A 22,992-nucleotide genomic window follows, 5' to 3' on the forward strand; every position below is an offset into this window, starting at 1 on the left:
GGGGAAGAAGTTGCATGCGTTAGTAATTGGTGGAACGGGAATGCTAAAGAGGGTATCTATGTGGCTTTGTGAGCAAGGGTTTCATGTTTCTATTATTGGAAGAGATGAAGCGAAATTAGAAAATGTTAAGCGAGAGAGTGCTATACCAGAAAATATCACATGTCTTCCATTAGATTATCATAATGACGACGATGTAAAGCTAGCTATTAAAAGCACAATTGAGTGGAATGGACCCATAACATTAGTTGTCGCATGGGTACACGCAAGTGCGAAGGATACGTTGTCATTCATTTGTAGAGAAGTGGATTTGTCGTCTGAAACATACAACGTTTTTCATATTTTAGGTAGTAAAGCGTCGCGTATACCCGCACAAAAAATAGGTGGTACGCGATGTAGCTACCATAGAATAATATTAGGTTTTATATTAGAAGATACATACGGGAGATGGCTTACCCATGAAGAAATATCGGATGGAGTAATAAAAGGAATTGAAAGTAAATGTGAAGAATGGATTGTAGGACGAGTAGAACCGTGGGAATTGCGGCCGACATGGTAAGGGGGAATTGAAGTGAAGACAACGGTATATGTAACAAGGCATGGTGAAACGGAATGGAATGTAGAGAAACGAATGCAAGGCAGGAAAAATTCTGCTTTAACTGAAAATGGTATGTTACAAGCTAAGCAATTAGGAGATCGAATGAAAGATTTACCTATCGATGCGATCTATAGTAGTCCGAGTGAAAGAACCCTTCATACTGCAGAGTTAATAAAGGGCGAACGTGATGTACCGATAATCGCGGATGAGCATTTCTATGAAATTAACATGGGTATATGGGAAGGACAGACAGTCGATGATATAGAAAGGCAGTACCCAGACGAAATACAGTTATTTTGGTATGAGCCACATCTTTTTCAGTCAACATCAGGAGAAAATTTTGAGTCTGTTTATAAAAGAGTAATTGAGGGGATACAGATTCTTTTAGAAAAGCATAAAGGAGAAAGTATATTAATTGTTTCTCATGCGGCAGCGGCAAAGCTACTTGTAGGACATTTTGCGGGTATTAAAATAGAAAATGTATGGGGTGATCCATTTATGCATAGTGCTAGTCTAAGTGTAATAGAATTTGAAGAAGGGAAAGGTGAAGTGAAGCAATTTGCAGATATAAGTCATTTTCAATAAAGTGAAACTTTAATCAGTAGGGGTTTTCTTCATTCCCTACTGATTATTAGTTGAACCAATCGGACTTTTATGGGCAGTTGGTCCCCCACCTAACGTCTTTGCTTTCGCTGAATTTTGAGGTGGGGATCTTACTGCCCATTAAAGCGGGATAAACGTAAAAAAGGCCGCAAAACGGCCTTTTTTTGTAGGCATAAAAACTAGCAATTACGTTTTTTATACCAGAAGTGATCGAATTTCTTGTTTTTGCAAGATGGGAATTTATGTCCACCATCTTTGCAATCGTTCCATTTCTTTCCGTCATCACACGAATCGTCGCAAGAGTGACCGTGTCTGTTAGGGAAGAATTCGCATTTTTTACAGAAACTTCGTTTTGTCCAGAAAAATTTCTTTTCAAAGCGTATACATTTTGTAACGAAAGTACAATGTTTTCTGCGAGTACGTTTTGTAACTAAAACGCATTCTTTTCTACGCGTTACTTTCGTAACAAATGTCCATTTTTGAACACGTACACGAGTACATTTCGTAACAAATGTCCATTTTTTCACATGCGTACATTTTGTAACGAAAGTACAATGTTTCACGCGAGTACATCTTGTTCTTGGACATTTACCCCCAGTTGTACATTTACATCCAGTTGTACAATTATGATGAGTGAATTTATCATCATCGCATTCAAAAGTACTTGGATCTTGGTGTAAGAAATCCTCCATCCCAGCACTTTTGATTTCTTCAACCGCTTTTCTAATATCACGTTTCATAGAAATCCTCCTTATCATGTATTAAGTTGAAAAGGTATTCTTTTTCCTTAACATGATATGAGATATGACGTCTTTCTGAACAGGACAAGAGTGTAATTTTATATAAATAGATGATAGCGGATGTATGGACAAGGCAAGGTGCATACATTGAATGAAGAGAACTGAGAAGGGATGGGGAAATATGCTACCTTCATATGATTTTTTTATTCATCCAATGAACTTAGTGGAATTGAAAAAAGAAATTTGGTCAGATAGTCCAGTGCCAGCAAAATTAACTTATGGAAAAAAGAAGTATGACATTGATATCGTATACCGAGGCGCTCATATTCGTGAATTTGAGAAAAAGTCTTATCATGTTATGTTTTATAAACCGAAAAAATTTCAAGGTGCGAAAGAGATTCATTTAAATTCTGAGTTTATGGATCCGTCTCTCATACGAAATAAATTATCTTTAGATTTTTTTCATGATATTGGTGTACTTTCACCAAAATCACAACATGTATTTATAAAAATTAATGGTCAAATTCAAGGTGTATATTTACAGTTAGAATCAGTTGATGAAAACTTTTTGAAAAATAGAGGATTACCGAGTGGTTCTATTTATTATGCGATAGATGATGATGCGAATTTTTCTTTAATGAGTGAGAGAGATAAAGATGTTAAGACTGAGCTCTTTGCGGGTTATGAATTTAAATATTCGAATAAAAATAGTGAAGAACAGCTGAGTGAATTTGTATTTCAAGCGAATGCTTTGTCGAGGGAAGCTTATGAAAAAGAAATTGGAAAGTTTTTGCATGTTGATAAATATTTACGATGGTTAGCTGGCGTTATTTTTACACAAAACTTTGATGGTTTCGTTCATAACTATGCACTATATCATAACGATGAAACAAATTTATTTGAAGTGATACCGTGGGATTATGATGCGACTTGGGGGCGAGATGTACAAGGGAGACCACTTAATCATGAGTATATTCGTATCCAAGGTTATAACACGTTAAGTGCAAGATTGTTAGATATACCTGTATTTAGAAAACAATACCGAAGCATTTTGGAAGAAATATTAGAAGAACAATTTACCGTTTCATTTATGATGCCGAAAGTAGAAGGTTTGTGTGAATCGATTCGCCCATATTTACTACAAGATCCATATATGAAAGAAAAATTAGAAACATTTGATCAAGAAGCTGATATGATTGATGAATATATAAATAAAAGAAGAAAGTATATACAAGACCACTTACATGAATTGGATTAATTTTGAAAGAGATTGGAACATTATCAATCTCTTTTTTTGTATAATAAAGATGTATCAATTGAATTGAAGTAATATTTACTTAATAAAGAATGGAGATGTGGAAACATGACAGTTAAGTGGGTTGATTGGGTAAAACAAATACAATCTATAGCTCAAGCGGGTTTAACGTATTCTAAAGATGTGTATGATATAGAGCGTTTCCAACAATTACGGGATATTTCCATTTCAATGATGTCACATTATACAAAGACAGATTGGGAAATAGTAGAGAAGTTATTTGCAAGTGAGACAGGCTATCAAACACCTAAAGTTGATATAAGGGCAGTCATTTTTCAAAATGAAAAACTATTATTTGTGAAAGAAAAAAGTGATGGGAAATGGGCATTGCCAGGTGGATGGGCTGATATCGGTTATACGCCGACAGAAGTAGCAGCAAAAGAAGTTTTAGAGGAGACGGGTTATGAAGTAGATGATTTTAAGCTACTCGCTATATTTGATAAAGAAAAACATCAACCATCGCCTTCAGCAACACATGTATATAAAATTTTTATTGGCTGTAAGATTGTTGGTGGTGAAAAGAAAATTAGTATTGAAACAGAAGATGTGGAGTTTTTTGGTGAGAATGAATTGCCTAATTTATCGATTGCTAGAAATACAGAAGCGCAAATTAAAGAAATGTTTGCCTACATGAAAGAACCTCAAAAAGAAACATTAATAGATTAATAATGCTTATGCCGATGCTATTGTTGAAATGAAGATATTGGCAAAATGCAACCTTTATGTAATAATGGGATGGTATGTGAAGAAAAAAGGAGATAGAAAATAAAATGTTAGCAAGCATAATAGATCAGTTATTGCAATTTTTTGCAAGCTTAGGTTACTTTGGAGTAGCACTAGCTTTAATGATTGAAATTATCCCGAGTGAAATTGTACTTTCGTATGCTGGATTTTTAGTAGCGGATGGTAAAATTAGTTTTGTCGGTGCAGTTATCGCCGGAACTATTGGTGGTACTTTAGCCCAAATCTTTTTATACTGGCTTGGATATTACGGAGGGCGTCCGGTTGTAGAGAAATATGGGAAATATCTACTTATTAATAAACACCATTTAGACATAGCGGAAGGTTGGTTTAAGCGTTACGGAGCAGGAGTAATCTTTTCTGCACGCTTTATCCCAGTCGTACGTCATGCAATCTCTATTCCAGCAGGATTAGCTAAAATGCCGTTAAAACTATTTACACTATATACAGTAGTTGCGATTATTCCATGGTCAATACTATTTATATACTTAGGTGAAAAGCTTGGTGGAAATTGGCGACACATTAAAGAGTATGCATCTGATTACACACATTACATAATTATAGGAGCTGTTCTCTTTGTTGCTCTATACTTCGGTTTAAAGTATTTAAAAAAGAAAAAAGCAGCGCGTTAAAGTCAATGATTTTTCATTGGCTTTTTTATTTGTTTCGGTTCTAAAAAAAAGGAGTTGTCCATAATGTGTAATAATAAAGCGTAGCGGAGGAATGTGATGAAAGGGTCACCGTTTATACGTGGAACGATATTTTTAACGATGGCAACGATGATATCTAAAATGTTAGGATTTATATATGTTATACCATTTACAGCAATGGTTGGTACGAGTGGTTACGTTTTATACACATATGCATATCGTCCTTATACGATTATGCTCAGCATTGCGACGATGGGACTACCACTTGCTGTTTCAAAAATGGTATCAAAATATGATCAACTGAATGATTATCATACGGTTAAGAGAGTGCTAAAGAGCGGTATCTTTTTTATGTTAATAATGGGAGTAATCTCATGTTTTACGCTATATATATTAGCTCCACATTTAGCTAAACTTGTAATCGATGGAAATGATCAAACAGGGAATAGTGTAGCAGCGGTCACTACTAATATCCAAATTGTAAGTTTTGCGTTAATACTTGTACCGGTAATGAGTTTATTAAGGGGATTCTTTCAAGGGTTTCAATCGATGGGGCCTTCTGCTTTAAGTGTAGTTGTTGAGCAGTTCTTTCGGGTCTTAACCATTTTAATAGGAAGCTTTGTCGTTTTATATATTTTAAAATCTTCTATCTCGCTAGCAGTTGGTATTTCAACGTTCGGTGCCTTTATGGGAGCGATAGGTGGATTAACTGTTTTAAGTGCGTATTACATAAGAAGGAGAAAGCACTTAAAGAAAAAAGAAATGGCGAGTATTCCGCAAACAACGAAATCTTTCTTCTCACTGTATAAGGAGCTCTTTACATATTCAATACCGTTTGTTGTAGTTGGTTTAGCAATCCCGTTGTATCAGACGATTGATACATTTACAATTAATAAACTACTTATACAAATAGGGTATATGCAAGGAGAAGCGGAGAAGATAAATGCAATAATTGGTCTTGTTCAGATGGTTGTACTCATCCCAGTTTCCGTTGCGACTGCTTTTAGTATGTCTCTCGTACCTGAGATGACAAAAGCTTATACAGCAGGGAATATGAAGTTACTGTACAAACATTTTACGAGAACGAATGTATTAGTAGTAGGTATTACGGTACCAGCGGCGATTGGAATGATGTTGTTAGCAAAACCAGTATATACTCTTTTATTTGGTGCCGGAAATGATCCGGAGATGGGGAGAGTTATTTTACAGTATTATGCTCCTGCCTGTATACTATTTTCGCTTTTTACAGTAACAGCTGCGATGTTACAAGGAATTAACCAACAACAGAAAACAGTGCTAGGATTAGTAATTGGCATTATTGTAAAGATAGTTTTAAATATCGTATTGCTTCCGCATTTCGATTATGTAAGTTTTATTATTTCAACATACGCTGGTTATACGATTTCAGTTGGCTTTAACTTGTGGATGCTTTCTAAATATGTTATAAAGGCAACATAAGCTTTTTAAGGCAGAGAGCACTCTGTCTTTTTCTTTTTTTAGAATATTTTTCTTATAAAAACGTTTTCAAAATAATTTTTCTATTGAAATTTAAACGTATGTTTCATATGCTGAGAATGGCGGTTCAAAAACTGTTATGTAAGAGAGGTAGATTCCTACATGTAAAAAGAATCGGGGTGATAGTATGTTAAATATTTATTTAACAGACCGAAACGGAAAACTACAAGAGGTTGAGGAAATGCAAAAGGGTTGCTGGATTAATGTACTTCATCCAACGGAAGAAGAAATTCAATATCTAGTACAAACTTTAAATGTAGACTTAGATTTTATTAAAGACCCTTTAGATGATGAAGAACGCTCTCGTATTGAAAAGGAAGACAATAATACCTTAATAATCGTGGATATTCCAACAGTTAGACATGATGAAGAAGGAAATTCGATTTATGACACGATTCCAATAGGTATGATTGTAATGCCAGATTGCTTTGTGACAATTTGTTTAGAAGAAAACCCAATTTTCGAACGCTTTATTAATCAACGTATTAAAGAATTTTATACGTTTAAAAAGACGCGCTTTGCACTTCAGCTCTTATATACGATTTCTACTTATTATTTAAGATACTTAAAGCAAATTAACAGAAAAACAATCGATTTAGAGCATCAATTAAATAAGTCGATGAAAAATAAAGAGATTTTCACATTGCTAGGCCTTGAAAAAAGTTTAGTTTACTTTACAACATCATTAAAGGCGAATAAAATTGTAATTCAAAAATTAATGCGTAACAGTACATTTTTAAAAATGTATGAAGACGATCAAGATTTATTAGAAGATGTATTAATTGAAAATAAACAGGCTATTGAAATGGCGGAAATATATAGTCACATTTTAAGTGGAATGATGAATACTTTTAGCTCCGTTATATCAAATAATTTAAATAGTGTTATGAAACTGTTAACGTCTATTACAATCATTTTATCGTTACCAACGATGGTTTCTAGTTTCTTTGGAATGAACGTAAAGGTTCCGTTTGAAGGGGAAGCACATGGTTTTGTAATTGTACTCATAATATGTGTAACACTATCTTTCACATTAGCGTTTGTTTTTTGGAAGAAACGTTACTTTTAACGAGAAGAAAGCTGCTCTAGCATAGTTATATAACTGCGCTAGAGCAGCTTTTTTGCTATGAAATCAAAAGTTTTGAATAGAATATAACTTATAAAATGTAATGTATATGAAGGAAGTGAATTCCGTATAAGTCTTGTCCAATTAATAAAATGGGGTTAAAATTACATATTGTTAATGAAAAGTTGGAGGAAATACATCATGGAATTGTTTCAATTACCGAAAGCATTCCTGCAAATGAATACAATCTTTATCTCCATATTGATCGAAGCACTTCCTTTTGTGCTGATAGGTGTATTTATTTCAGGATTCATTCAAATGTTTGTGACAGAAGATATGGTAGCGAAATGGATGCCGAAAAACCGATTTCTGTCTGTTTTAATGGCTACTTTTTTAGGTATGATGTTTCCAGGTTGTGAATGTGGAATCGTTCCGATTGTAAGGCGATTAATCGGAAAAGGGGTTCCGCCATATGCCGGGATTGCATTTATGTTAACTGGGCCAATTATTAATCCGGTCGTATTATTTGCAACATACGTTGCCTTTGGAAGTAGTATGCACATGGTATGGTATCGTTCTATCGTAGCGATTATCGTAGCAATTATCGTTGGAATTATATTATCATTTATGTTTAAAGAACATCAATTAAGAGATGATCACTTTCCAGAAGTGAATCATAAGCGTCCATTACGTAAGAAAATGTGGGATGTTTGTACACATGCTGTTGAGGAATTTTTCTCGATGGGAAAATACTTAGTATTAGGTGCGTTAATTGCAGCGGCAGTTCAAACGTTCGTACAAACTTCAACACTTCTTGCTATAGGACAAGGGCCGTTCTCTTCACCAGCTGTTATGATGGGACTAGCTTACATTTTATCACTTTGTTCAGAAGCGGATGCGTTTATTGCTTCGTCATTCCAAAGTACATTTTCAACAGCGTCACTTGTCGCGTTCCTCGTATATGGACCGATGGTGGATATTAAAAATATGTTTATGATGCTTGCGACGTTTAAAACGAAATTTGTAATTGTCGTTACAGTTACAGTTACACTTGTTGTTTATGCAAGCTCACTACTCATTTATGCGATGGGGTGGTAGGTTATGTTTCGAGCATATATATTATTAGGTTTTACAATCTTAATCGCGCAGCTTCATATTTCCGGTAATATTACGAAGTATATCAATATGAAGTATGCTTATTTATCAACAACAGCAGCTATTATTTTAGGGTTTTTAACGGTCGTTCAAATTATTATCGTATTCCAAAAAGAACATCAGAAAGAACAAGAAAAACAAGATTGTAGTTGTGATCATAGCCATTGCGGGCATGATCATTCAAAAGATGAGAATACATGGTGGAAAAAAGCATTTTCGTACTCATTGTTTTGTTTTCCGATTGTCTCAGGGCTGTTTTTCCCGATTGCAACGTTAGATTCAGATATCGTTAAGGCGAAAGGATTTCATTTTCCTGTTGCACAAGCAGAAAGTACAGATCCATTTATGACAAGGCAATTTCTAAGACCTGATACGAGCATTTATTACGGGAAAGAAGGATACCGTGGTGTAATGGAAAAGGGGAAAAAAGAGTTTGTTACGAAAGATAATATTACTTTAAAAGATGAAGATTTTCTAAAAGGGATGGAAACAATTTATAATTATCCTGGCGAGTTTACTGGGAAAAAATTATCTTTTAAAGGGTTTGTTTTCAAAGATGACTCTTCTCAAAAAGAACAATATTTCTTATTCCGTTTCGGGATTATACATTGTGTAGCGGATTCTGGTGTATATGGTATGTTAGTGAAAAAACCAGAAGGGGTAGAATGGAAAAATGATGATTGGATTCAAGTTGAAGGAGAAATATCAACGGAATTTTATCAGCCATTCCATGCAAATATCCCTGTATTAGAAGTAACGAAATGGAATAAGGTTGAACCGCCAAAAGAACAATATGTATTTAGAGGGGCCGATTGATAACATCGGTTCTTTTTTGTGGACTAAGAGTTCTGAATGTTGTTAATATTAAGCGTGTAGTGATAGTAAGCTCATACCGTTCTAGTGTTAATGGGAAATGGGACTCTTACCGAACTTCTTTGCTCCAGCCAAATTTTGTGGTGGGAGTCTTAATGTCTGCAAATAGCGGGTTAAATAATCAAAGAGGTGATAACAATGACTGAAGTAAAAGGGAAAACAGCTAATGAGTCTAGAGTGTTTAAAACGAGCCGAGTATTTCCAACAGATTTAAACGATCATAATACGCTATTTGGTGGGAAGATATTAGCCGAGATGGATATGGTTGCTTCTATTTCAGCAACGAGGCATGCAAGAAAAGAATGTGTCACAGCATCTATGGATTGGGTAGATTTCTTACATCCTGTTCGCTCTTCAGATTGTGTTAGTTATGAATCTTTTGTAATTTGGACGGGTAGAACTTCTATGGAAGTATTTGTGAAGGTAGTAGCAGAAGATTTAATTTCGGGTGAGAAACGTATAGCAGCAACGTCATTTGTTACTTTTGTTGCACTTAGTAAGGAAAATAATCCGGTTCCTGTGCCGCGAGTTATCCCTGAAACAGAAGAAGAGAAAGAATTACATCGCATTGCAGTGTTACGTGCAGAACAACGCCATATACGTAAGGCGGAGAGTAAGAAAGTAGCTACATTATTAACTTTTTGAGTTGAATATGTAGTCGTTAAAGGTACAATAACAAACGGAAATGTTTTTCATATGAAAAGCGGACACCTAAAAATAGGTGTCCGCTTTTATAGTTTTTTCATCCACATATCATATGACGATAACTACTTAGCAGAAGCAAGCAGCACCGACGATGATTAAGAGGATAAATAATACGACTAATAGCGCGAATCCATTACCATGTGCGAAGCCCATTGTTATTTCCTCCTTTTATTTTAAGATACAACATACAATATGCAAATGAGCTATCGTTTGATATGGACATATATCATGTAATGACATATTTTCTTGAATGATATTGTATTAAAAAAGGGAAGATATAGAAATAACAGTAAGTGGAGGAAGGGAAATATCCATGAAACACTTTTTCGTTGTAATCCTTTGTTTAATAGGTGTATTCATTTGGATGAACATCGATGTGGAAATGGGGAAAAAAATGGCTAGTGAATATGAATTAGGGCAAGTTCGATTAGGTGAATTTCAACTATATACGAACGGTGAAGAGTTATATACGAAATTATTTGAGGATATACGTAATGCAGAAAAGTACATATATATCCATTTTTATATTGTAGGTAAGGATGAAATAAGCAAAGAGTTTTTGCAGTTGCTCGAGAAAAAGGCATCGAGTGGAGCAGAAGTAAAATTGTCAGTTGATCGAATAGGTGGATATAAGCTGAAGAAAAAGATAATTCGTCAACTAAAAAGCAATGGTGTCCAGTTTACGTTTAGTAAAAAACCTAAATTGAAACATTTATTTTATTCGTTGCATCAACGAAACCATAGACGCATTGTTACGATAGATGGAAAAATATCATATATCGGCGGCTTTAACATTGGAAAGGAGTACCTTGGACAAGATCCGAAATTTGGTCCGTGGCGTGATTATCATGTGCGAGTCAACGGGAATGGTGCTAAAGATATGGAAAGAAAATTTGCTGCTGACTGGAAAGAAGATACGGGAGAAAAAATGCCTATACATAAAAGTCTACCTGCAATTGGGCATGTAAAATATCAATATTTATTTTCAGATGGAAAAGGGTTATGGGAAAAATATGGAGCGCTTTTAAAGCAGGCTAAAAAGTCTTTAATTATTGCTACGCCATATTTTGTACCAAGTAAAGAAATGATGAAAGAGTTAAAAGGTGCATTAAACCGAGGTGTCAATGTGAAAATTCTCGTACCATTTAAAAGCGACGCAGTATTGTTAAAACAAGCTGCCTATCCGTATTTGAGAGAGATGAACCATGCTGGAGCGGAGATCTATCAATATCGGAATGGTTTTTTTCATGGGAAAGTAACAATCATTGATGGAGAAATTGTTGATATAGGTACAGCGAATTTTGATAATAGAAGTTTTTATTTAAATTGTGAATCTAACTGTATCATATATGATACAACAGTTGTTGCTGACGTATGGAACCGATTAAAAGAAGACTTTCATAAATCAAAAAGATTTTCAGAAGAAGATTTTGAGAAAATTAGTAAGTGGGATTGGTTTTTAGCAAGAATAGCAAATGTTATAGCATCATATTTATAACATATAGACAAAAGAGAAGGGAGGTATTTTCATGGATTGTATGAAAGAATTAATGAGGTATAGTTATATGCTTATTTATAAGGTTGGGGAGTATACAGGGGAGGTAAGAGACGAAGAATTAAAAGAGCTATTACAGCATCATTTACCATATATGTTGCAAGCGTATAATGAACAAGTGAATTTTCAAGAAGGAGAGAATGTACAGCATATAACTTGTGAACCAATTTCATTTCATTTTCATGAAATGGAAAAGGAAACTGATAGTAAATATACAGGGGATATCCATATTGCAACTTGTTATATTTCGCATTTAAAACGGTTAGCACTAAAGTTCGCTCAAGTGGCAGTTGAAGTTGCGAATCCAGAATTCCGCTCGTTTTTAGAAAATTGCTTCCTGAAAATGAATCGTTATGCCTATAGTGTATGGCAATATGTTGTGAAGAAAGAGTATAAGATTAAACATGTTTATGAAAATGAGAAGTTTGCATAAGAAACTAAGGCGGAAAGATAGGCGCCTTAGTTTTTTACTTTTCATGGAGAAAAAAAGACTAGGTGTACATATCTATTATTAGAAAATTTACAAATATTTACCGTTTATTTACTATTTTTCAATCTTTTCTTTAAAAATAGAGAGTAATATGGGGGTTGTACATATTCTATCTAAAGGAGGAAACGCAAATGAACAAATGGGTTAAATCATTAACTGCTATGGCACTTGCAAGTTCTTTATTAATGGTAGGTTGTAGTAAAGGTGAGGACAAGAAGAAAGAAGACGATACAACAACACAACAAGAGGACAAAAAGGATAAAGAAACAAGTGGAACTGAGAAGTCTACAGATTCTAAAGAAAAGAAATAAAGTGAAACTTTAATCAGTGGGGCATCCCCCACTGATTATTAGTTGAACCAATCGGGCTTTTACGGGCAGTTGATCCCCATCTAACTTCTTTGTTTTTACTGAATTTTGAGGTGGGGTCTTACTGCCCGTTAAAGCGGGGTAAAATAATAATAGAGCTTCCTCTTATATAGGAGGAAGCTTTTTTGTTGTAAATTGATTGAGATTATTGAAAAATAGAGGGAGAATGAAATAGGGGGAAAACAAATGAAAGTATGTATATTAGGAGCAACAGGTCGAGTAGGTTCAAATATAATAAAATTAGCATTAAAGGATGCAGCTGAAGTAACTGCATTAGCACGTGATTTAAATAGAATAGAAATACAACATGAAAGGTTACGAGTAATAGAAGGTAATGTACTAAATGAAAATGATATAAAGAAAGCGATAGAAGGAAACGATATAGTAATAAGTGCACTTGGTACGGATCGAAATGGAACGTTAGCGAAGAGTATGCCACAAATTATAAAGCAAATGGAAGAAGAAGGGGTACATAAAATCATTACAATAGGAACAGCAGGTATTTTACAAGCAAGAACAAATCTAAATTTATATCGTTTTCAATCAGCTGAATCGAAAAGGAAAATGACAACAGCAGCAGAAGATCATTTAGCTGCATATAAGATACTTAGTAGTAGTAATTTATGTTGGACGGTCGTTTGTCCGACGCATTTAATAGACGGTGATGTGACAGGAGTGTATCGAACTGAAAAAGATGTATTACCAGAAGGGGGAGTGAAAATAACAGTTGGTGATACAGCGCAATTTACGTGGAATCTGTGTAGTGAAAACAAATATGAGAATAGTCGAGTAGGTATTTCATATTAAAAAAACCATCCCGAAATTGGGATGGTTAAAAGATGATATAACATACAAATATGAGAATCATAATGATTTGGAGAATAGCTTTCGCTACTGTGCTGCTTAAAAAACCAACTACAGTAGCAACTCCTACTAGAAAGGCGTCTTTTGGCGCTTTTTTATGCATTAGTTCTGTAATAAATACCGATAAGAACGGTATGATAATTAAACCGAATGGTGGGAAGAAGAAAGATCCGACAATAATAGAAATCATACCGACACGCTCTCCCCATTTAGAACTCCCATATTTCTTTAAGAAATATCCATTTGCAATAAAATCAGCAATGAAAATAAATAGTGTGAAAATGACTTGAATAATCCAAAAGGAAGTTGTTAGTTCTCCGCCATTTATACCAAAATGGTAAATTAAATACCCAGCCCAGACAGCAAGGATGCCTGGAATGATAGGATAAATAAAGGCGAGAAATGAAACAATGAAACAGGCAATAATACAGATTGTTAATAATACTGTCACTTTATAACTCCTTCTTCGTGTCTAATTTATGTACCGCAATTTTTTTCACTTGATGTCCATCAAGTTCTAGTGTTTTAAATTGAAAACCGGCAAATTCAATGGAATAACCAGCTTCAATATTTAAATCAACTGCTTGAGAGAGGAGCCAGCCTCCAATTGTATCTAAATCGCTATCATCAATATGCAGGCCAAACATATCATTTACTTCAGAAATGAGCACCTTCCCATCTAAAACAGTAAGCTTCGGCGTACGTTTTTCAATCATAGGTGATTCATCCGCATCAAACTCATCTTGAATTTCTCCAATGATTTCTTCAAGAATATCTTCCATTGTTAAAAGTCCAGCAGTACCACCATATTCATCCATAATGATTGCCATCTGAACGCGATTCTTTTGTAGATGTACTAATGTTTTGCGAATTGGAACAGTTTCAAATACAGTTAGTACTGGATGTATGTAAGATTCAAGTGGTTTATGAATGCCTTTCGTTTGATCGTGAAATACTTCTTTCGTATTGATCATACCGATGATATCATCTTTATCTTTTTCGATGATCGGATAGCGTGTATACTTTTCAGTTGCGACGATATCCATATTCTCTTCTAACGTATTTTCAGTAGATAAGCAAATCATTTCTGTACGAGGGACCATAATTTCTTTCGCGACCCGGTCGTCAAATTCAAAAATATTATTTACATATTTATATTCGGTTTGGTTTATTTCGCCGCTTTTGAAACTTTCACCTAAAATGAGTCGTAGTTCCTCTTCAGAATGGGCAAGTTCATTTTCTTTCGCAGGCTCTAAACCGAGTAGTTTTGTGAAAAAGATTGCCGTACTATTAAGTAGCCAAATGAAAGGATACATAATTTTATCAAATAAAATAAGTGGTCGTGCAAACTTAAGTGTGATTGCTTCAGCTTTTTGAATGGCGAAAGACTTTGGAACTAATTCACCTAATACAACATGGAAAAATGTAATAACACTAAAAGCAATAATAAAGGATAAAGTATTCGCCATTGTTCCAGTAATATTAATCTTTTCAAAGAGCGGTCGTAGTAAATGTTCCACAGTCGGTTCACCAAGCCAACCAAGCCCTAAAGAAGTAATCGTAATCCCGAGCTGACAAGCTGATAAATAAACATCTAAATTAGATAGGACACTTCTTGCAGCTAAAGCTTGTTTATTGCCTTCATTTGCAAGTTGGTCAATGCGACTTTTTCGTACTTTTACAACAGCGAATTCTGATGCAACGAAAAAGCCGGAAATAAGGATGAGCACAAAGATGAGAAAAATATTTAATATGTCCAAGTGTGTTCTCTATTCCGTAGTTTGGAATAAAGATGTCACCTCCTGCGATTATGTTATGCTTTTATAATAAATCCAAACGAAAAGAATAGTCAAAGAAAAAGGGTAAATATTGGTATGTTTCTGCAATAGTTTTTGAATTTGCTGTTATTTTGTCCGCTATACAAAAGGAATAACCCCCTACTTTCAGATTATAGAGGGTTATTTCAAATTAAGGTTTTGGAATACTTCTCGTTAAAGCGTATGATTGTTGTGTAACGTGATTTGTCGTCCATAGTGTTTGAAGGAAAGAGAGTATGCAATACGGGATATACAAAAGTAATAAGCTAATTGTAACAATAACAGGTGCATTTCCACCGAATTGAACGACAAATTGCAATAGTCCGCTTGCATGAAAAACGCATTCCATAATAACGAATGAAAGAATAATGGAACCTAGAATAGATTTGTGATTCGAAGTAAGCGCTAAAAACAATGTATCTACAAGGAAAGAAGATTGTTTTATTTCATATTCATTGGTGTTACTTAAGAAAGGAACCCACTTTTTTATTGCTTGCATAACGATAATCATAGAAGTACTACAAACGATGATAAAAGATGAGTAGTAAGGAAGCTTTATCAATTTTGCGATGTATAGGAGTAGTAATAAGACTGAGCATTGTAATAATACAGTACAAAAAGAGTACGGTATCCATTTTAATAAAGAAGTGAACTTCTTAACCGATTGAGGTGCTTTAAAAAATAAATGGCCGATCCCTAAGCTGATAAAGAATCCGATTGCAAGAGTAAAGGTAAAACGAACAATCGATAAAAAATATATTTCCCATATGTAAGGGAATAACGGTGTTGAATGATTAGAAGTGTTAACCATTTGATTTGCTGAGAAAAAGATAGATTCGTGCATCCAATCAATCTTTGGAATTGTCATAGAAGAAAGTTGTGCGAAGTTATGAAAAATGCTTATAAAGCCAGTTATGTATGAGTATTTATGTGTAATGAATAATGCAGGAATAGGACTAATGATAAATATAATGAGAACACCAACGATAAATTTACATATATGTGAGCGCAATAAAGACATGTAATCACCTACTCTTAGAATATTCAGAAAATTCTTATTCTTATTTTAGCTTTTTTCGGCGTAAGTTACAATATATTTTTCTTAAAGAAATTTAGTATTGTAGGGGATATAAGTGAATGAAACGTGAATAAATTATGACAAGAAAATGAATAATTTTCAGAAAAGTAAAATAAATTATTTATTTTTTTCTGAAAATATAATATAGTTATGGCACAGAAAGTATTTTAACATAAGGAGGCTGTTTATGAGGATTAAAGGGAATTATGTGCCGAAAAGGGAAGTTTTATTTTGCTCAAGTTCAATTACGATAGGAGAAGCACTGGAGCATTTAAATAAAACTGGGTATCGTTGTGTACCCGTTTTAGATGAAAAAAAAGAGAAATATTTAGGGAATGTATACAAAGTAGATATTTTAGAATATAAAGGTTCGCTTGAAGAGAGTGTAGTACAATTATTAAACGATAAAGAAGGTTATGTTAGAGAAGATTCTTCGTTCTTTAAAGTATTTTTTACAATAAAAAAATTACCTTATTTATCAGTAGTTGATGAAAATGGAGTCTTTCTTGGAATTTTAACGCATAAAAAGGTTTTCGAGTTATTAGAAGATGCTTGGGGCGTTCATTCTAGTAAATATTCTGTCATGATTGGGACACAAGATTATAATGGGGCCATTCAAAAATTATCGACAGTATTAAAGAAATATACAGGTATCCAAAGTTTAATGACTTTTGATAATGACGCCTTATTAGTTCGGAGAATTATGTTTACATTAGGAGAAGAGTTTAACGACGGTGAATTAGAGACGTTACTGAAAGATTTAGAAGATCACGGATTTAGAGTTGTGTATGTGGAAGAGATGAAAAATCCACGCGAAGTTGAAACGATAGAGTAACATGCAAAAGCCATCTAATTATGTTGGATGGTTTTTGTTATGTTACTTGAATAAAGTTATTTAAAAATAATGATAGGATAAAAGTCGAGATTGTAACAATATTTGTGTAAAAGAATAAAAAATGTAGATAATTTTGATTTTCAAAAAAATCAATTTGAAAATATGTTTTTATTTTTCAACTAAATATGTTACTATATGTGTGATAAAAACAAAGAGGTCTGACAACTATACTCCACGCAATACCACTCTAATGAGTTAAATATTCAAAAAAATCAAAAATCAAAAATTAATAATTAGAGTAAAAATAAGGGGAATGGAGAAATTATGGAGAAAGACACTGCTTTGTAAGGGGCATATTTTATCAGCTTGAGCAGAGAGGAGGATGCATAGCATATTGTGAAAATAGAGATAAACAATGAAAAAGTGCTATGCAAATGAAAAGTATGAAGGGACGTTTAAGGCCAGGTGATACGGTAGCAATCGGTTTAATGTTATTTGCACTATTTTTAGGAGCAGGAAATTTAATTTTCCCACCAGTTTTAGGGCAACAAGCTGGAGAGAATGTTTGGATTGCTACAATTGGATTCCTTGTGACGGGAGTCGGATTACCCCTATTAGCTGTAACAGCTGTCGCGTTTGTAGAGGGGGACTTGAAAGCGCTATCTTCTAGAGTTCACCCAATATTCGCGTTTATTTTCCCATTGATTAGTTATTTAGCAATTGGACCATTTTTCGCGATTCCGCGTACTGGAGCCGTTTCATTTGAAATGGGTATGAAGCCATTTTTATCAGAGGCATTGGTTTCCGAATGGTACATGCTATTTCTTTTCACGATAGTTTTCTTCGGAATAACTTGGTATTTATCATTAAATCCATCTAAATTAGTGGATTGGTTCGGAAAATTTCTTACCCCATTGTTAGTATTGATTGTTGCTGTTATTGTTGGAAAGGCAATTATTGATCCAATTGGAGAACCAGTTGCGCCGCTAGCAGCATACAAAGAAAATGCTTTCTTTGGTGGATTTATACAAGGATATTTAACGATGGATGCAATTAGTGCGCTTGTATTTGGAATTGTCGTTGTACAAGTTATCCGTTCTAAAGGAATAAAAGAAAGTAGTCAAGTTGCAAAAATAACAGTAGTATCAGGTATTATTGCAGTACTTGGTTTAACGTTAATTTATTTATCACTTGCTTATCTTGGTTCAACAAGTACATCACTTGGTGTATCAGAGAATGGTGGACTTATTTTAACGAATGTTGTAAATGAGTTATATGGAACAAGTGGTAAAATTTTATTAGGACTTGTTATTATACTTGCTTGTTTAACAACTTCTGTTGGATTAACATCAGCTTGTGCTGGCTTTTTTACAAACTTATTCCCTAAACTTTCGCATAAAGCGATTGTAACGATGGTATGTGTGTTTAGTTTAATTGTATCTAACCTAGGTTTAACACAATTAATCACAGTTACTTTACCAGTGTTAATGATCATTTATCCAGTTGCAATCGTATTAATCGTACTTTCTTACTTCCATAAATGGATTGGGAAGCGTAATACCATTTATATTGGAGCTATTTTAGGCGCATTGTTAATTAGTTTCTTTAACGGTTTAGAAAGTGCGAACATTAAAATTGACGCGATTTCTAACGTACTACAAATGTTACCATTATATAATGAAGGAATAGGATGGTTAATCCCATCATGTATTGGCGGGATTCTTGGTTTCTTCTTCTATAAATCAAATGAATCAAGTGAACTACAAAAGAAAGGTGCTTAGGCGCCTTTCTTTTTTAAAAGGGGATTTTATTGTTTTGTCTAAGTAATAAATGGGAGGAATGATAAAATGGCTAATTTTGAAGATTTTTTAGCTTTGGATTTACGAATTGGAACTGTAACACATGCAGAGGAATTTAAAGAAGCAAGAGTTCCAGCGATTAAACTAGAAATTGATTTTGGAGAGCTTGGAATTAAGCAGTCAAGTGCTCAAATTACGAAGAGATATACCCCAGAAGATTTAATCGGTCAGCAAATCGTTGCTGTTGTAAATTTTCCGCCAAAACGTGTAGCTGGATTTAAATCAGAAGTGCTTGTTTTAGGGGGAGTACCTGAAGCCGATGATGTCGTATTACTTCAGCCCAATATGGAATTACCAAATGGAACGAAAATTAGTTAGTGTAAAGGCGGGGGAACATGGATATTGGACGAGAATATTTACAATGTGCCATTTCGAATTTTGAAGCAACAAAGAAACAAGGGGAACGGGTGCTTTCTCAATTATCATATGAACAGATTGAATGGTCTTCTCATGAAGCAACAAATAGTATAGCGGTTATTATAAAGCATCTGCAAGGTAATATGCGTTCTAGATGGACGGATTTTTTAACATCTGATGGTGAAAAAATAGATCGTAACCGAGACGCTGAATTTGAAGATGGTTATCATTCTAAGGAAGAGGTTCTCGCAGCATGGAATGAAGGATGGGAATATGTTTTGAAAACGATGCATGTGCTAACGCCAGAAGATTTATTACAGACGGTATATATTCGTGGTGAAGCACATACTGTCATGCAAGCAATTGAAAGACAAATTTCTCATTATGCTTTGCATATTGGACAGATTATTTACATTGGGAAGATGTTAAAAGAAAATGAGTGGGAATGTCTAAGTATTCCTAGAGGACAGTCTGCACGTTATGTAGAGAAAAAACGTTCAACATAATAATAGGAAAGAAACCGATATAAAATGGGAAATAAGAAAATCACCCAAATAATAGATGGTTCTGTAATCATAAGCATGCTGCCAAAAATAAGTCCGTATATAATAAGAAAGAAATTAAAAAGCGTATTTACAGGGATAAATCGTGAGATGAACACTTGCTGTCGTTTAAAGCAATCACTGTGAAATAAATAAAAGCGGAAGTACGATGTGGCAATAATAAGATCTTTCTTTCGCACAATTCTTTTTTTGCATGTATGACAGATGAATGGTGGTTGCATTTTATTACGCTCCATTTTTTATTTTCGTAATAACGTAAGACAAGATTAAGTGCAAGGTATATATCCCTATATATGCTCCTGATATAAGAAAAAATGGATTTAGTAAAATTCCATGAATGCTTGTCATGAAAACTAAATCTTGTATTAAAACATCATATATATTAATAGAAATAATTGTACCGAGTACATAAAGTGCTAAGTACGCTGAAATATGTAAAGCAACACGGATTGTAGGATGCTTAGCAAGCCAATAAAAAATAAATGATAGTACAATGGGTAATGTTCCTATTAGTAGCTTCAATTCATTTCACCTCATTAACAATATAGCCGGAATTTAGACGGTCTATTCTCTAGAGCTTGTACATAACTTGAAATAGAGAGGGTGATAGTATGAATCGAGGCTTTTTTTATGTGAAGTTCACAAGTGTACGTAAGTTAGTTTTATTTATTATTACTACAGTACTAGCGACTTTTTTTCTTATTAGTATGATGGTAACCTCTATGAAAGAGACAAAGTCAACGTATTTATATAATTGGTTAAATGAGTTATCGATGAATGGTTACATGTACGTTCTTGGGAAAGAGAATCATTATTTTACACAGGAGTATCGAAATTTAAATCAAGATTTTTCAATTTCTTCGTTTCTCTTTTCTATGGCTACGAATATTCGTTTTAATGATGTACGCAGTTTTGTCGGAAAAGAGCTACCTGGTTTTGGAAAGTACGATACAGAAATTGTTATTGCGGGTGAAGGGACAAATTACTCTAACTTACCGATAGAGTCGAGTGTTCCGCTTGAAGAAGTGGTAAAAGAACGAACTGGTGAAGGTGGACAGGCTCAAAAGCCGAATACGAACAAAGAGAAAAAGCAACCGGCTCAAACAACAGGAAAAAGACAAGTTGCGCTTATTTATCATTCGCATAGTTGGGAATCTTATTTGCCGTTACTAAATTTAGCAAACGATCCAAATCCGAATAAAGCAACAAGTTCCGTCACTAATATTTCAATAGTGGGCGATCGATTTCGTGAACAATTAGAAAGTGAAGGGATAGGAGCTACTAACGACAAGACTGATGTCGGCCAAAAGTTGATTAGTAAAGGGTTAAATAGTAATAGTTCTTACAAAGTGTCACGGGAAATTGTACAAGAAGCAATGACAGGTAATAAAGAACTGCAGTACTTCTTTGACTTGCATCGTGATAGTGCTCGGAAAAATGTCACGACAAAAGCAATTGGAGATAAATCATATGCAAAGCTTGCTTTCGTAATAGGGAAAGGCAATAAAAATTATGAAAAGAACTTACAATTAGCAACAGCTCTTCATGAGGAAATTAATAAGAAATATCCAGGAGTGAGTCGTGGTGTCATTCAAAAAGGATTCCAAACAGGAAATGGTGTCTACAATCAAGACTTATCAGGACAAGCGATATTAATTGAAGTTGGTGGCGTAGATAATACGGAGGAAGAACTAAATCGATCAATTGATGTACTTGCTAAAGCGTTTGGTGAATATTTCTGGCAGGCGGAAAAGGTGAATGGATAAAATGAAACATAAATTAGTGGGAGAGTCTGAAAAAACGTGAGTGTAAAGCTTGCGTTTTTTCTTTGTAATGATGAGGTGTCACAGAATAGACATAATTTGCCGTTGTTATGATAATATCGAAATTTGTCAAATTATACTGGGAGATTTACAAAGGGATTTTCGGAAAATTAGAGAAAATCTTTTTACAAGGAAAACTTTTTATTATAAAACTGGTAGGGTGATAAAAGTGATTAGGGAGATCAAAATAGAAGATGCAGCACCATTTTTACAATTAAGTAAGCAACTAGATGAAGAAACGAAATTTATGCTATATGAACCAGGAGAAAGAAAATTTACAGCCGAGCAACAAGAACAAATGATTCATCGCTTTATAGAAAATGAATATGCAACAATATTCGTAGCAGTTGAAGAAGAAAGTATAGTAGGGTTTATTTTAGTGAATGGAAATAATATTCAAAGAAAGAGACATGTAGCAAGTATTGTAATTGGTATTTTGCAAGAGTATAGTGGGCGAGGTATTGGGACGAGATTGTTTAAAGAGGCTGAGAAGTGGGCAAGATTACATGATGTATGGCGTTTAGAATTAACGGTAATGGCCCACAATACAAGAGCTCAGGCACTATATAAAAAAGTTGGATTTGAGAAAGAAGGTGTCAAAAGAGCAGCTCTTATTATCGGTGGAGAGAACATCGATGAGTATGAAATGGCCAAATTATTAAAATAAGAGGTCGTTATATGAAAAAAAGATGGATACTACTTGGTATCGTAGCGATGATACTCATTGTTGGAGTAGCAGGAATCAATTATAAAATGTATAAGGATAAGCAGGCGCGCGAGGTAAATGTGAATAACATATTTCCGAAAGCGAAAGAAACGATTGCCAATATGGATGGTGATATTGCGGTAATTAGTAATCCGAATTCGATGCTTGTGCTTGTGAATAAAAGTAGACGTTTACCAGATGGATACAGACCGCCAGATTTAGTTATTCCGAAAGTGCGCTACTCAAGTGAAGGTGATCAAGAAAAGAAAAAAATGAGGAAAGAAGCAGCTGGGGCGCTAGAGGAAATGTTTCAGCAAGCTGATAAGGAGCATATTTTCTTATTTGCAGTATCGGGATTTAGATCTTTTGATCGACAAAAAGCATTAAATACGATGTATAAAAAGCAAGATGGAGAAGTAAAAACAGCGATGTCAAGTGCGGTTCCTGGTACGAGTGAACATCAAACAGGGCTTGCTATGGATATTACATCTCAAGCTGCTAAGTTTCAGTTAGAGACAGTTTTTGGTGAAACGAAAGAAGGGCAGTGGCTTTCTGAAAATGCTCATAAATTTGGGTTTGTCATTCGATATACAAAAGAGAAAGAATCGCTTACGGGCTATCGATATGAACCATGGCACGTAAGGTATGTGGGTAACCCACAAGCTACATATTTATATGAAAATCAACTGACGCTTGAAGAAGTAACGCAGTGAACAATT

The 22,992-nt window shown here is 34.4% G+C and carries 28 protein-coding genes; 21 read left to right on the forward strand and 7 right to left on the reverse strand.

Translation table 11 applies throughout. The annotated features are described in order from the left end of the window. Positions 1-10: 10 nt before the first annotated feature. Entirely contained in the window at positions 11-556 is a 546-nt protein-coding gene (locus ABH961_RS05365) for a short-chain dehydrogenase (protein WP_098077143.1), read from the forward strand. A gap of 12 nt (positions 557-568) precedes the next feature. Then, the gene (locus ABH961_RS05370) at positions 569-1,180 is read left to right on the forward strand and encodes a phosphoserine phosphatase 1 (RefSeq protein WP_098048543.1); all 612 of its coding nucleotides are present in this window, start codon (positions 569-571) and stop codon (positions 1,178-1,180) included. Between the two features lie 197 nt (positions 1,181-1,377). Here the strand turns inward: ABH961_RS05370 and exsB are convergent, their stop codons facing one another. Continuing rightward, positions 1,378-1,938 carry an exosporium protein ExsB gene (gene exsB, locus ABH961_RS05375; protein WP_048543130.1) on the reverse strand — a complete coding sequence of 187 codons (561 nt, stop codon included), beginning with the start codon at positions 1,936-1,938 and terminating at the stop codon, positions 1,378-1,380. A gap of 181 nt (positions 1,939-2,119) precedes the next feature. On the opposite strand from exsB, the gene cotH reads away from it, so the two are divergent. The 8 genes from cotH to ABH961_RS05415 all read left to right on the forward strand — a co-directional run bounded on the left by cotH (position 2,120) and on the right by ABH961_RS05415 (position 9,898). Beyond that, complete coding sequence (gene cotH, locus ABH961_RS05380) at positions 2,120-3,196, forward strand: spore coat protein CotH (protein WP_048543582.1); 1,077 nt, start codon at positions 2,120-2,122, stop codon at positions 3,194-3,196. A gap of 105 nt (positions 3,197-3,301) precedes the next feature. Next, complete coding sequence (locus ABH961_RS05385) at positions 3,302-3,919, forward strand: NUDIX hydrolase N-terminal domain-containing protein (protein WP_048543128.1); 618 nt, start codon at positions 3,302-3,304, stop codon at positions 3,917-3,919. A gap of 104 nt (positions 3,920-4,023) precedes the next feature. Further along, a complete protein-coding gene (gene uptA, locus ABH961_RS05390; RefSeq protein ID WP_000881203.1) occupies positions 4,024-4,626 on the forward strand; it encodes an undecaprenyl phosphate transporter UptA in 603 nt (200 codons plus the stop codon). A 96-nt stretch (positions 4,627-4,722) separates the two neighbouring features. Further along, positions 4,723-6,102 carry a putative polysaccharide biosynthesis protein gene (locus tag ABH961_RS05395; RefSeq protein WP_048543127.1) on the forward strand — a complete coding sequence of 460 codons (1,380 nt, stop codon included), beginning with the start codon at positions 4,723-4,725 and terminating at the stop codon, positions 6,100-6,102. A 184-nt stretch (positions 6,103-6,286) separates the two neighbouring features. Beyond that, positions 6,287-7,228 (forward strand): magnesium transporter CorA family protein, encoded by a 942-nt coding sequence (locus tag ABH961_RS05400; protein WP_000932392.1) that lies wholly within the window; start codon positions 6,287-6,289, stop codon positions 7,226-7,228. 198 nt (positions 7,229-7,426) lie between these two features. Next, complete coding sequence (locus ABH961_RS05405; RefSeq protein WP_000418724.1) at positions 7,427-8,323, forward strand: permease; 897 nt, start codon at positions 7,427-7,429, stop codon at positions 8,321-8,323. Positions 8,324-8,326: 3 nt separating this feature from the next. Then, complete coding sequence (locus tag ABH961_RS05410; RefSeq protein ID WP_048543124.1) at positions 8,327-9,196, forward strand: TIGR03943 family putative permease subunit; 870 nt, start codon at positions 8,327-8,329, stop codon at positions 9,194-9,196. A gap of 195 nt (positions 9,197-9,391) precedes the next feature. Continuing rightward, positions 9,392-9,898 carry an acyl-CoA thioesterase gene (locus ABH961_RS05415; protein WP_000141167.1) on the forward strand — a complete coding sequence of 169 codons (507 nt, stop codon included), beginning with the start codon at positions 9,392-9,394 and terminating at the stop codon, positions 9,896-9,898. 126 nt (positions 9,899-10,024) lie between these two features. Here the strand turns inward: ABH961_RS05415 and ABH961_RS05420 are convergent, their stop codons facing one another. After that, complete coding sequence (locus ABH961_RS05420) at positions 10,025-10,111, reverse strand: YjcZ family sporulation protein (RefSeq protein WP_000505094.1); 87 nt, start codon at positions 10,109-10,111, stop codon at positions 10,025-10,027. Between the two features lie 160 nt (positions 10,112-10,271). On the opposite strand from ABH961_RS05420, the gene cls reads away from it, so the two are divergent. The 4 genes from cls to ABH961_RS05440 all read left to right on the forward strand — a co-directional run bounded on the left by cls (position 10,272) and on the right by ABH961_RS05440 (position 13,178). After that, positions 10,272-11,456: a cardiolipin synthase gene (gene cls, locus ABH961_RS05425; protein ID WP_141497543.1), complete on the forward strand. Its 1,185-nt coding sequence runs from the start codon at positions 10,272-10,274 to the stop codon at positions 11,454-11,456. A gap of 31 nt (positions 11,457-11,487) precedes the next feature. Next, positions 11,488-11,946, forward strand: coding sequence for a spore coat protein (locus tag ABH961_RS05430; RefSeq protein WP_048543118.1), 459 nt, complete (start codon positions 11,488-11,490; stop codon positions 11,944-11,946). 188 nt (positions 11,947-12,134) lie between these two features. Further along, positions 12,135-12,314 carry a hypothetical protein gene (locus ABH961_RS05435; protein ID WP_001045960.1) on the forward strand — a complete coding sequence of 60 codons (180 nt, stop codon included), beginning with the start codon at positions 12,135-12,137 and terminating at the stop codon, positions 12,312-12,314. 243 nt (positions 12,315-12,557) lie between these two features. Further along, the gene (locus ABH961_RS05440; protein WP_048543116.1) at positions 12,558-13,178 is read left to right on the forward strand and encodes an NAD(P)-dependent oxidoreductase; all 621 of its coding nucleotides are present in this window, start codon (positions 12,558-12,560) and stop codon (positions 13,176-13,178) included. A gap of 25 nt (positions 13,179-13,203) precedes the next feature. Here ABH961_RS05440 and ABH961_RS05445 read toward each other — a convergent pair whose 3' ends face one another. The 3 genes from ABH961_RS05445 to ABH961_RS05455 form a co-directional block, all read right to left on the reverse strand. Continuing rightward, positions 13,204-13,686 (reverse strand): DUF456 domain-containing protein, encoded by a 483-nt coding sequence (locus tag ABH961_RS05445; protein ID WP_000217333.1) that lies wholly within the window; start codon positions 13,684-13,686, stop codon positions 13,204-13,206. 1 nt (position 13,687) lies between these two features. Further along, positions 13,688-14,995 (reverse strand): hemolysin family protein, encoded by a 1,308-nt coding sequence (locus ABH961_RS05450; RefSeq protein ID WP_048543114.1) that lies wholly within the window; start codon positions 14,993-14,995, stop codon positions 13,688-13,690. Positions 14,996-15,203: 208 nt separating this feature from the next. Further along, positions 15,204-16,073 (reverse strand): hypothetical protein, encoded by an 870-nt coding sequence (locus ABH961_RS05455; protein ID WP_048543110.1) that lies wholly within the window; start codon positions 16,071-16,073, stop codon positions 15,204-15,206. A gap of 244 nt (positions 16,074-16,317) precedes the next feature. Here ABH961_RS05455 and cbpA point away from each other — a divergent pair, with 244 nt between their 5' ends. From cbpA to ABH961_RS05475, 4 genes are all read left to right on the forward strand, one after another. Next, positions 16,318-16,965, forward strand: a complete 648-nt coding sequence (gene cbpA / locus ABH961_RS05460) for a cyclic di-AMP binding protein CbpA (protein ID WP_001220512.1) — start codon at positions 16,318-16,320, stop codon at positions 16,963-16,965. A gap of 443 nt (positions 16,966-17,408) precedes the next feature. After that, positions 17,409-18,746, forward strand: a complete 1,338-nt coding sequence (gene brnQ4, locus ABH961_RS05465) for a branched-chain amino acid transport system II carrier protein BrnQ4 (protein WP_395940533.1) — start codon at positions 17,409-17,411, stop codon at positions 18,744-18,746. Positions 18,747-18,812: 66 nt separating this feature from the next. Further along, positions 18,813-19,142 carry a chaperone CsaA gene (csaA, locus tag ABH961_RS05470; protein ID WP_048543106.1) on the forward strand — a complete coding sequence of 110 codons (330 nt, stop codon included), beginning with the start codon at positions 18,813-18,815 and terminating at the stop codon, positions 19,140-19,142. 17 nt (positions 19,143-19,159) lie between these two features. Further along, the gene (locus ABH961_RS05475; protein ID WP_000351092.1) at positions 19,160-19,687 is read left to right on the forward strand and encodes a DUF1572 domain-containing protein; all 528 of its coding nucleotides are present in this window, start codon (positions 19,160-19,162) and stop codon (positions 19,685-19,687) included. Here the strand turns inward: ABH961_RS05475 and ABH961_RS05480 are convergent. Then, complete coding sequence (locus ABH961_RS05480; protein ID WP_048543104.1) at positions 19,660-19,965, reverse strand: hypothetical protein; 306 nt, start codon at positions 19,963-19,965, stop codon at positions 19,660-19,662. The two genes, ABH961_RS05475 and ABH961_RS05480, sit on opposite strands and share 28 nt — an antisense overlap. A 4-nt stretch (positions 19,966-19,969) precedes the next feature. Continuing rightward, on the reverse strand, positions 19,970-20,266 hold the full coding sequence (locus ABH961_RS05485; RefSeq protein WP_048543102.1) for a hypothetical protein: 297 nt from the start codon (positions 20,264-20,266) through the stop codon (positions 19,970-19,972). An 89-nt stretch (positions 20,267-20,355) separates the two neighbouring features. Here ABH961_RS05485 and spoIIP point away from each other — a divergent pair, with 89 nt between their 5' ends. From spoIIP to ABH961_RS05500, 3 genes are all read left to right on the forward strand, one after another. After that, complete coding sequence (gene spoIIP / locus ABH961_RS05490; RefSeq protein ID WP_048543100.1) at positions 20,356-21,510, forward strand: stage II sporulation protein SpoIIP; 1,155 nt, start codon at positions 20,356-20,358, stop codon at positions 21,508-21,510. 226 nt (positions 21,511-21,736) lie between these two features. After that, a complete protein-coding gene (locus tag ABH961_RS05495; protein WP_048543098.1) occupies positions 21,737-22,234 on the forward strand; it encodes a GNAT family N-acetyltransferase in 498 nt (165 codons plus the stop codon). A gap of 11 nt (positions 22,235-22,245) precedes the next feature. Beyond that, positions 22,246-22,986: a M15 family metallopeptidase gene (locus ABH961_RS05500; RefSeq protein WP_048543096.1), complete on the forward strand. Its 741-nt coding sequence runs from the start codon at positions 22,246-22,248 to the stop codon at positions 22,984-22,986. Positions 22,987-22,992 lie beyond the last annotated feature (6 nt).

Source organism: Bacillus sp. RC251 (genome assembly GCF_044908765.1).
Classification (GTDB): domain Bacteria; phylum Bacillota; class Bacilli; order Bacillales; family Bacillaceae_G; genus Bacillus_A; species Bacillus_A wiedmannii.

Excerpts from the sequence above, each read along its gene's own strand:
- exsB (WP_048543130.1), bottom strand. The coding sequence starts at position 1,938 with ATGAAACGTGATATTAGAAAAGCGGTTGAAGAAATCAAAAGTGCTGGG.
- cotH (WP_048543582.1), top strand. The coding sequence starts at position 2,120 with ATGCTACCTTCATATGATTTTTTTATTCATCCAATGAACTTAGTGGAA.
- ABH961_RS05385 (WP_048543128.1), top strand. The coding sequence starts at position 3,302 with ATGACAGTTAAGTGGGTTGATTGGGTAAAACAAATACAATCTATAGCT.
- uptA (WP_000881203.1), top strand. The coding sequence starts at position 4,024 with ATGTTAGCAAGCATAATAGATCAGTTATTGCAATTTTTTGCAAGCTTA.
- ABH961_RS05395 (WP_048543127.1), top strand. The coding sequence starts at position 4,723 with ATGAAAGGGTCACCGTTTATACGTGGAACGATATTTTTAACGATGGCA.
- ABH961_RS05400 (WP_000932392.1), top strand. The coding sequence starts at position 6,287 with ATGTTAAATATTTATTTAACAGACCGAAACGGAAAACTACAAGAGGTT.
- ABH961_RS05405 (WP_000418724.1), top strand. The coding sequence starts at position 7,427 with ATGGAATTGTTTCAATTACCGAAAGCATTCCTGCAAATGAATACAATC.
- ABH961_RS05410 (WP_048543124.1), top strand. The coding sequence starts at position 8,327 with ATGTTTCGAGCATATATATTATTAGGTTTTACAATCTTAATCGCGCAG.
- ABH961_RS05415 (WP_000141167.1), top strand. The coding sequence starts at position 9,392 with ATGACTGAAGTAAAAGGGAAAACAGCTAATGAGTCTAGAGTGTTTAAA.
- ABH961_RS05420 (WP_000505094.1), bottom strand. The coding sequence starts at position 10,111 with ATGGGCTTCGCACATGGTAATGGATTCGCGCTATTAGTCGTATTATTT.
- cls (WP_141497543.1), top strand. The coding sequence starts at position 10,272 with ATGAAACACTTTTTCGTTGTAATCCTTTGTTTAATAGGTGTATTCATT.
- ABH961_RS05430 (WP_048543118.1), top strand. The coding sequence starts at position 11,488 with ATGGATTGTATGAAAGAATTAATGAGGTATAGTTATATGCTTATTTAT.
- ABH961_RS05435 (WP_001045960.1), top strand. The coding sequence starts at position 12,135 with ATGAACAAATGGGTTAAATCATTAACTGCTATGGCACTTGCAAGTTCT.
- ABH961_RS05440 (WP_048543116.1), top strand. The coding sequence starts at position 12,558 with ATGAAAGTATGTATATTAGGAGCAACAGGTCGAGTAGGTTCAAATATA.
- ABH961_RS05455 (WP_048543110.1), bottom strand. The coding sequence starts at position 16,073 with ATGTCTTTATTGCGCTCACATATATGTAAATTTATCGTTGGTGTTCTC.
- cbpA (WP_001220512.1), top strand. The coding sequence starts at position 16,318 with ATGAGGATTAAAGGGAATTATGTGCCGAAAAGGGAAGTTTTATTTTGC.
- brnQ4 (WP_395940533.1), top strand. The coding sequence starts at position 17,409 with ATGAAGGGACGTTTAAGGCCAGGTGATACGGTAGCAATCGGTTTAATG.
- csaA (WP_048543106.1), top strand. The coding sequence starts at position 18,813 with ATGGCTAATTTTGAAGATTTTTTAGCTTTGGATTTACGAATTGGAACT.
- ABH961_RS05475 (WP_000351092.1), top strand. The coding sequence starts at position 19,160 with ATGGATATTGGACGAGAATATTTACAATGTGCCATTTCGAATTTTGAA.
- ABH961_RS05480 (WP_048543104.1), bottom strand. The coding sequence starts at position 19,965 with ATGCAACCACCATTCATCTGTCATACATGCAAAAAAAGAATTGTGCGA.
- spoIIP (WP_048543100.1), top strand. The coding sequence starts at position 20,356 with ATGAATCGAGGCTTTTTTTATGTGAAGTTCACAAGTGTACGTAAGTTA.
- ABH961_RS05500 (WP_048543096.1), top strand. The coding sequence starts at position 22,246 with ATGAAAAAAAGATGGATACTACTTGGTATCGTAGCGATGATACTCATT.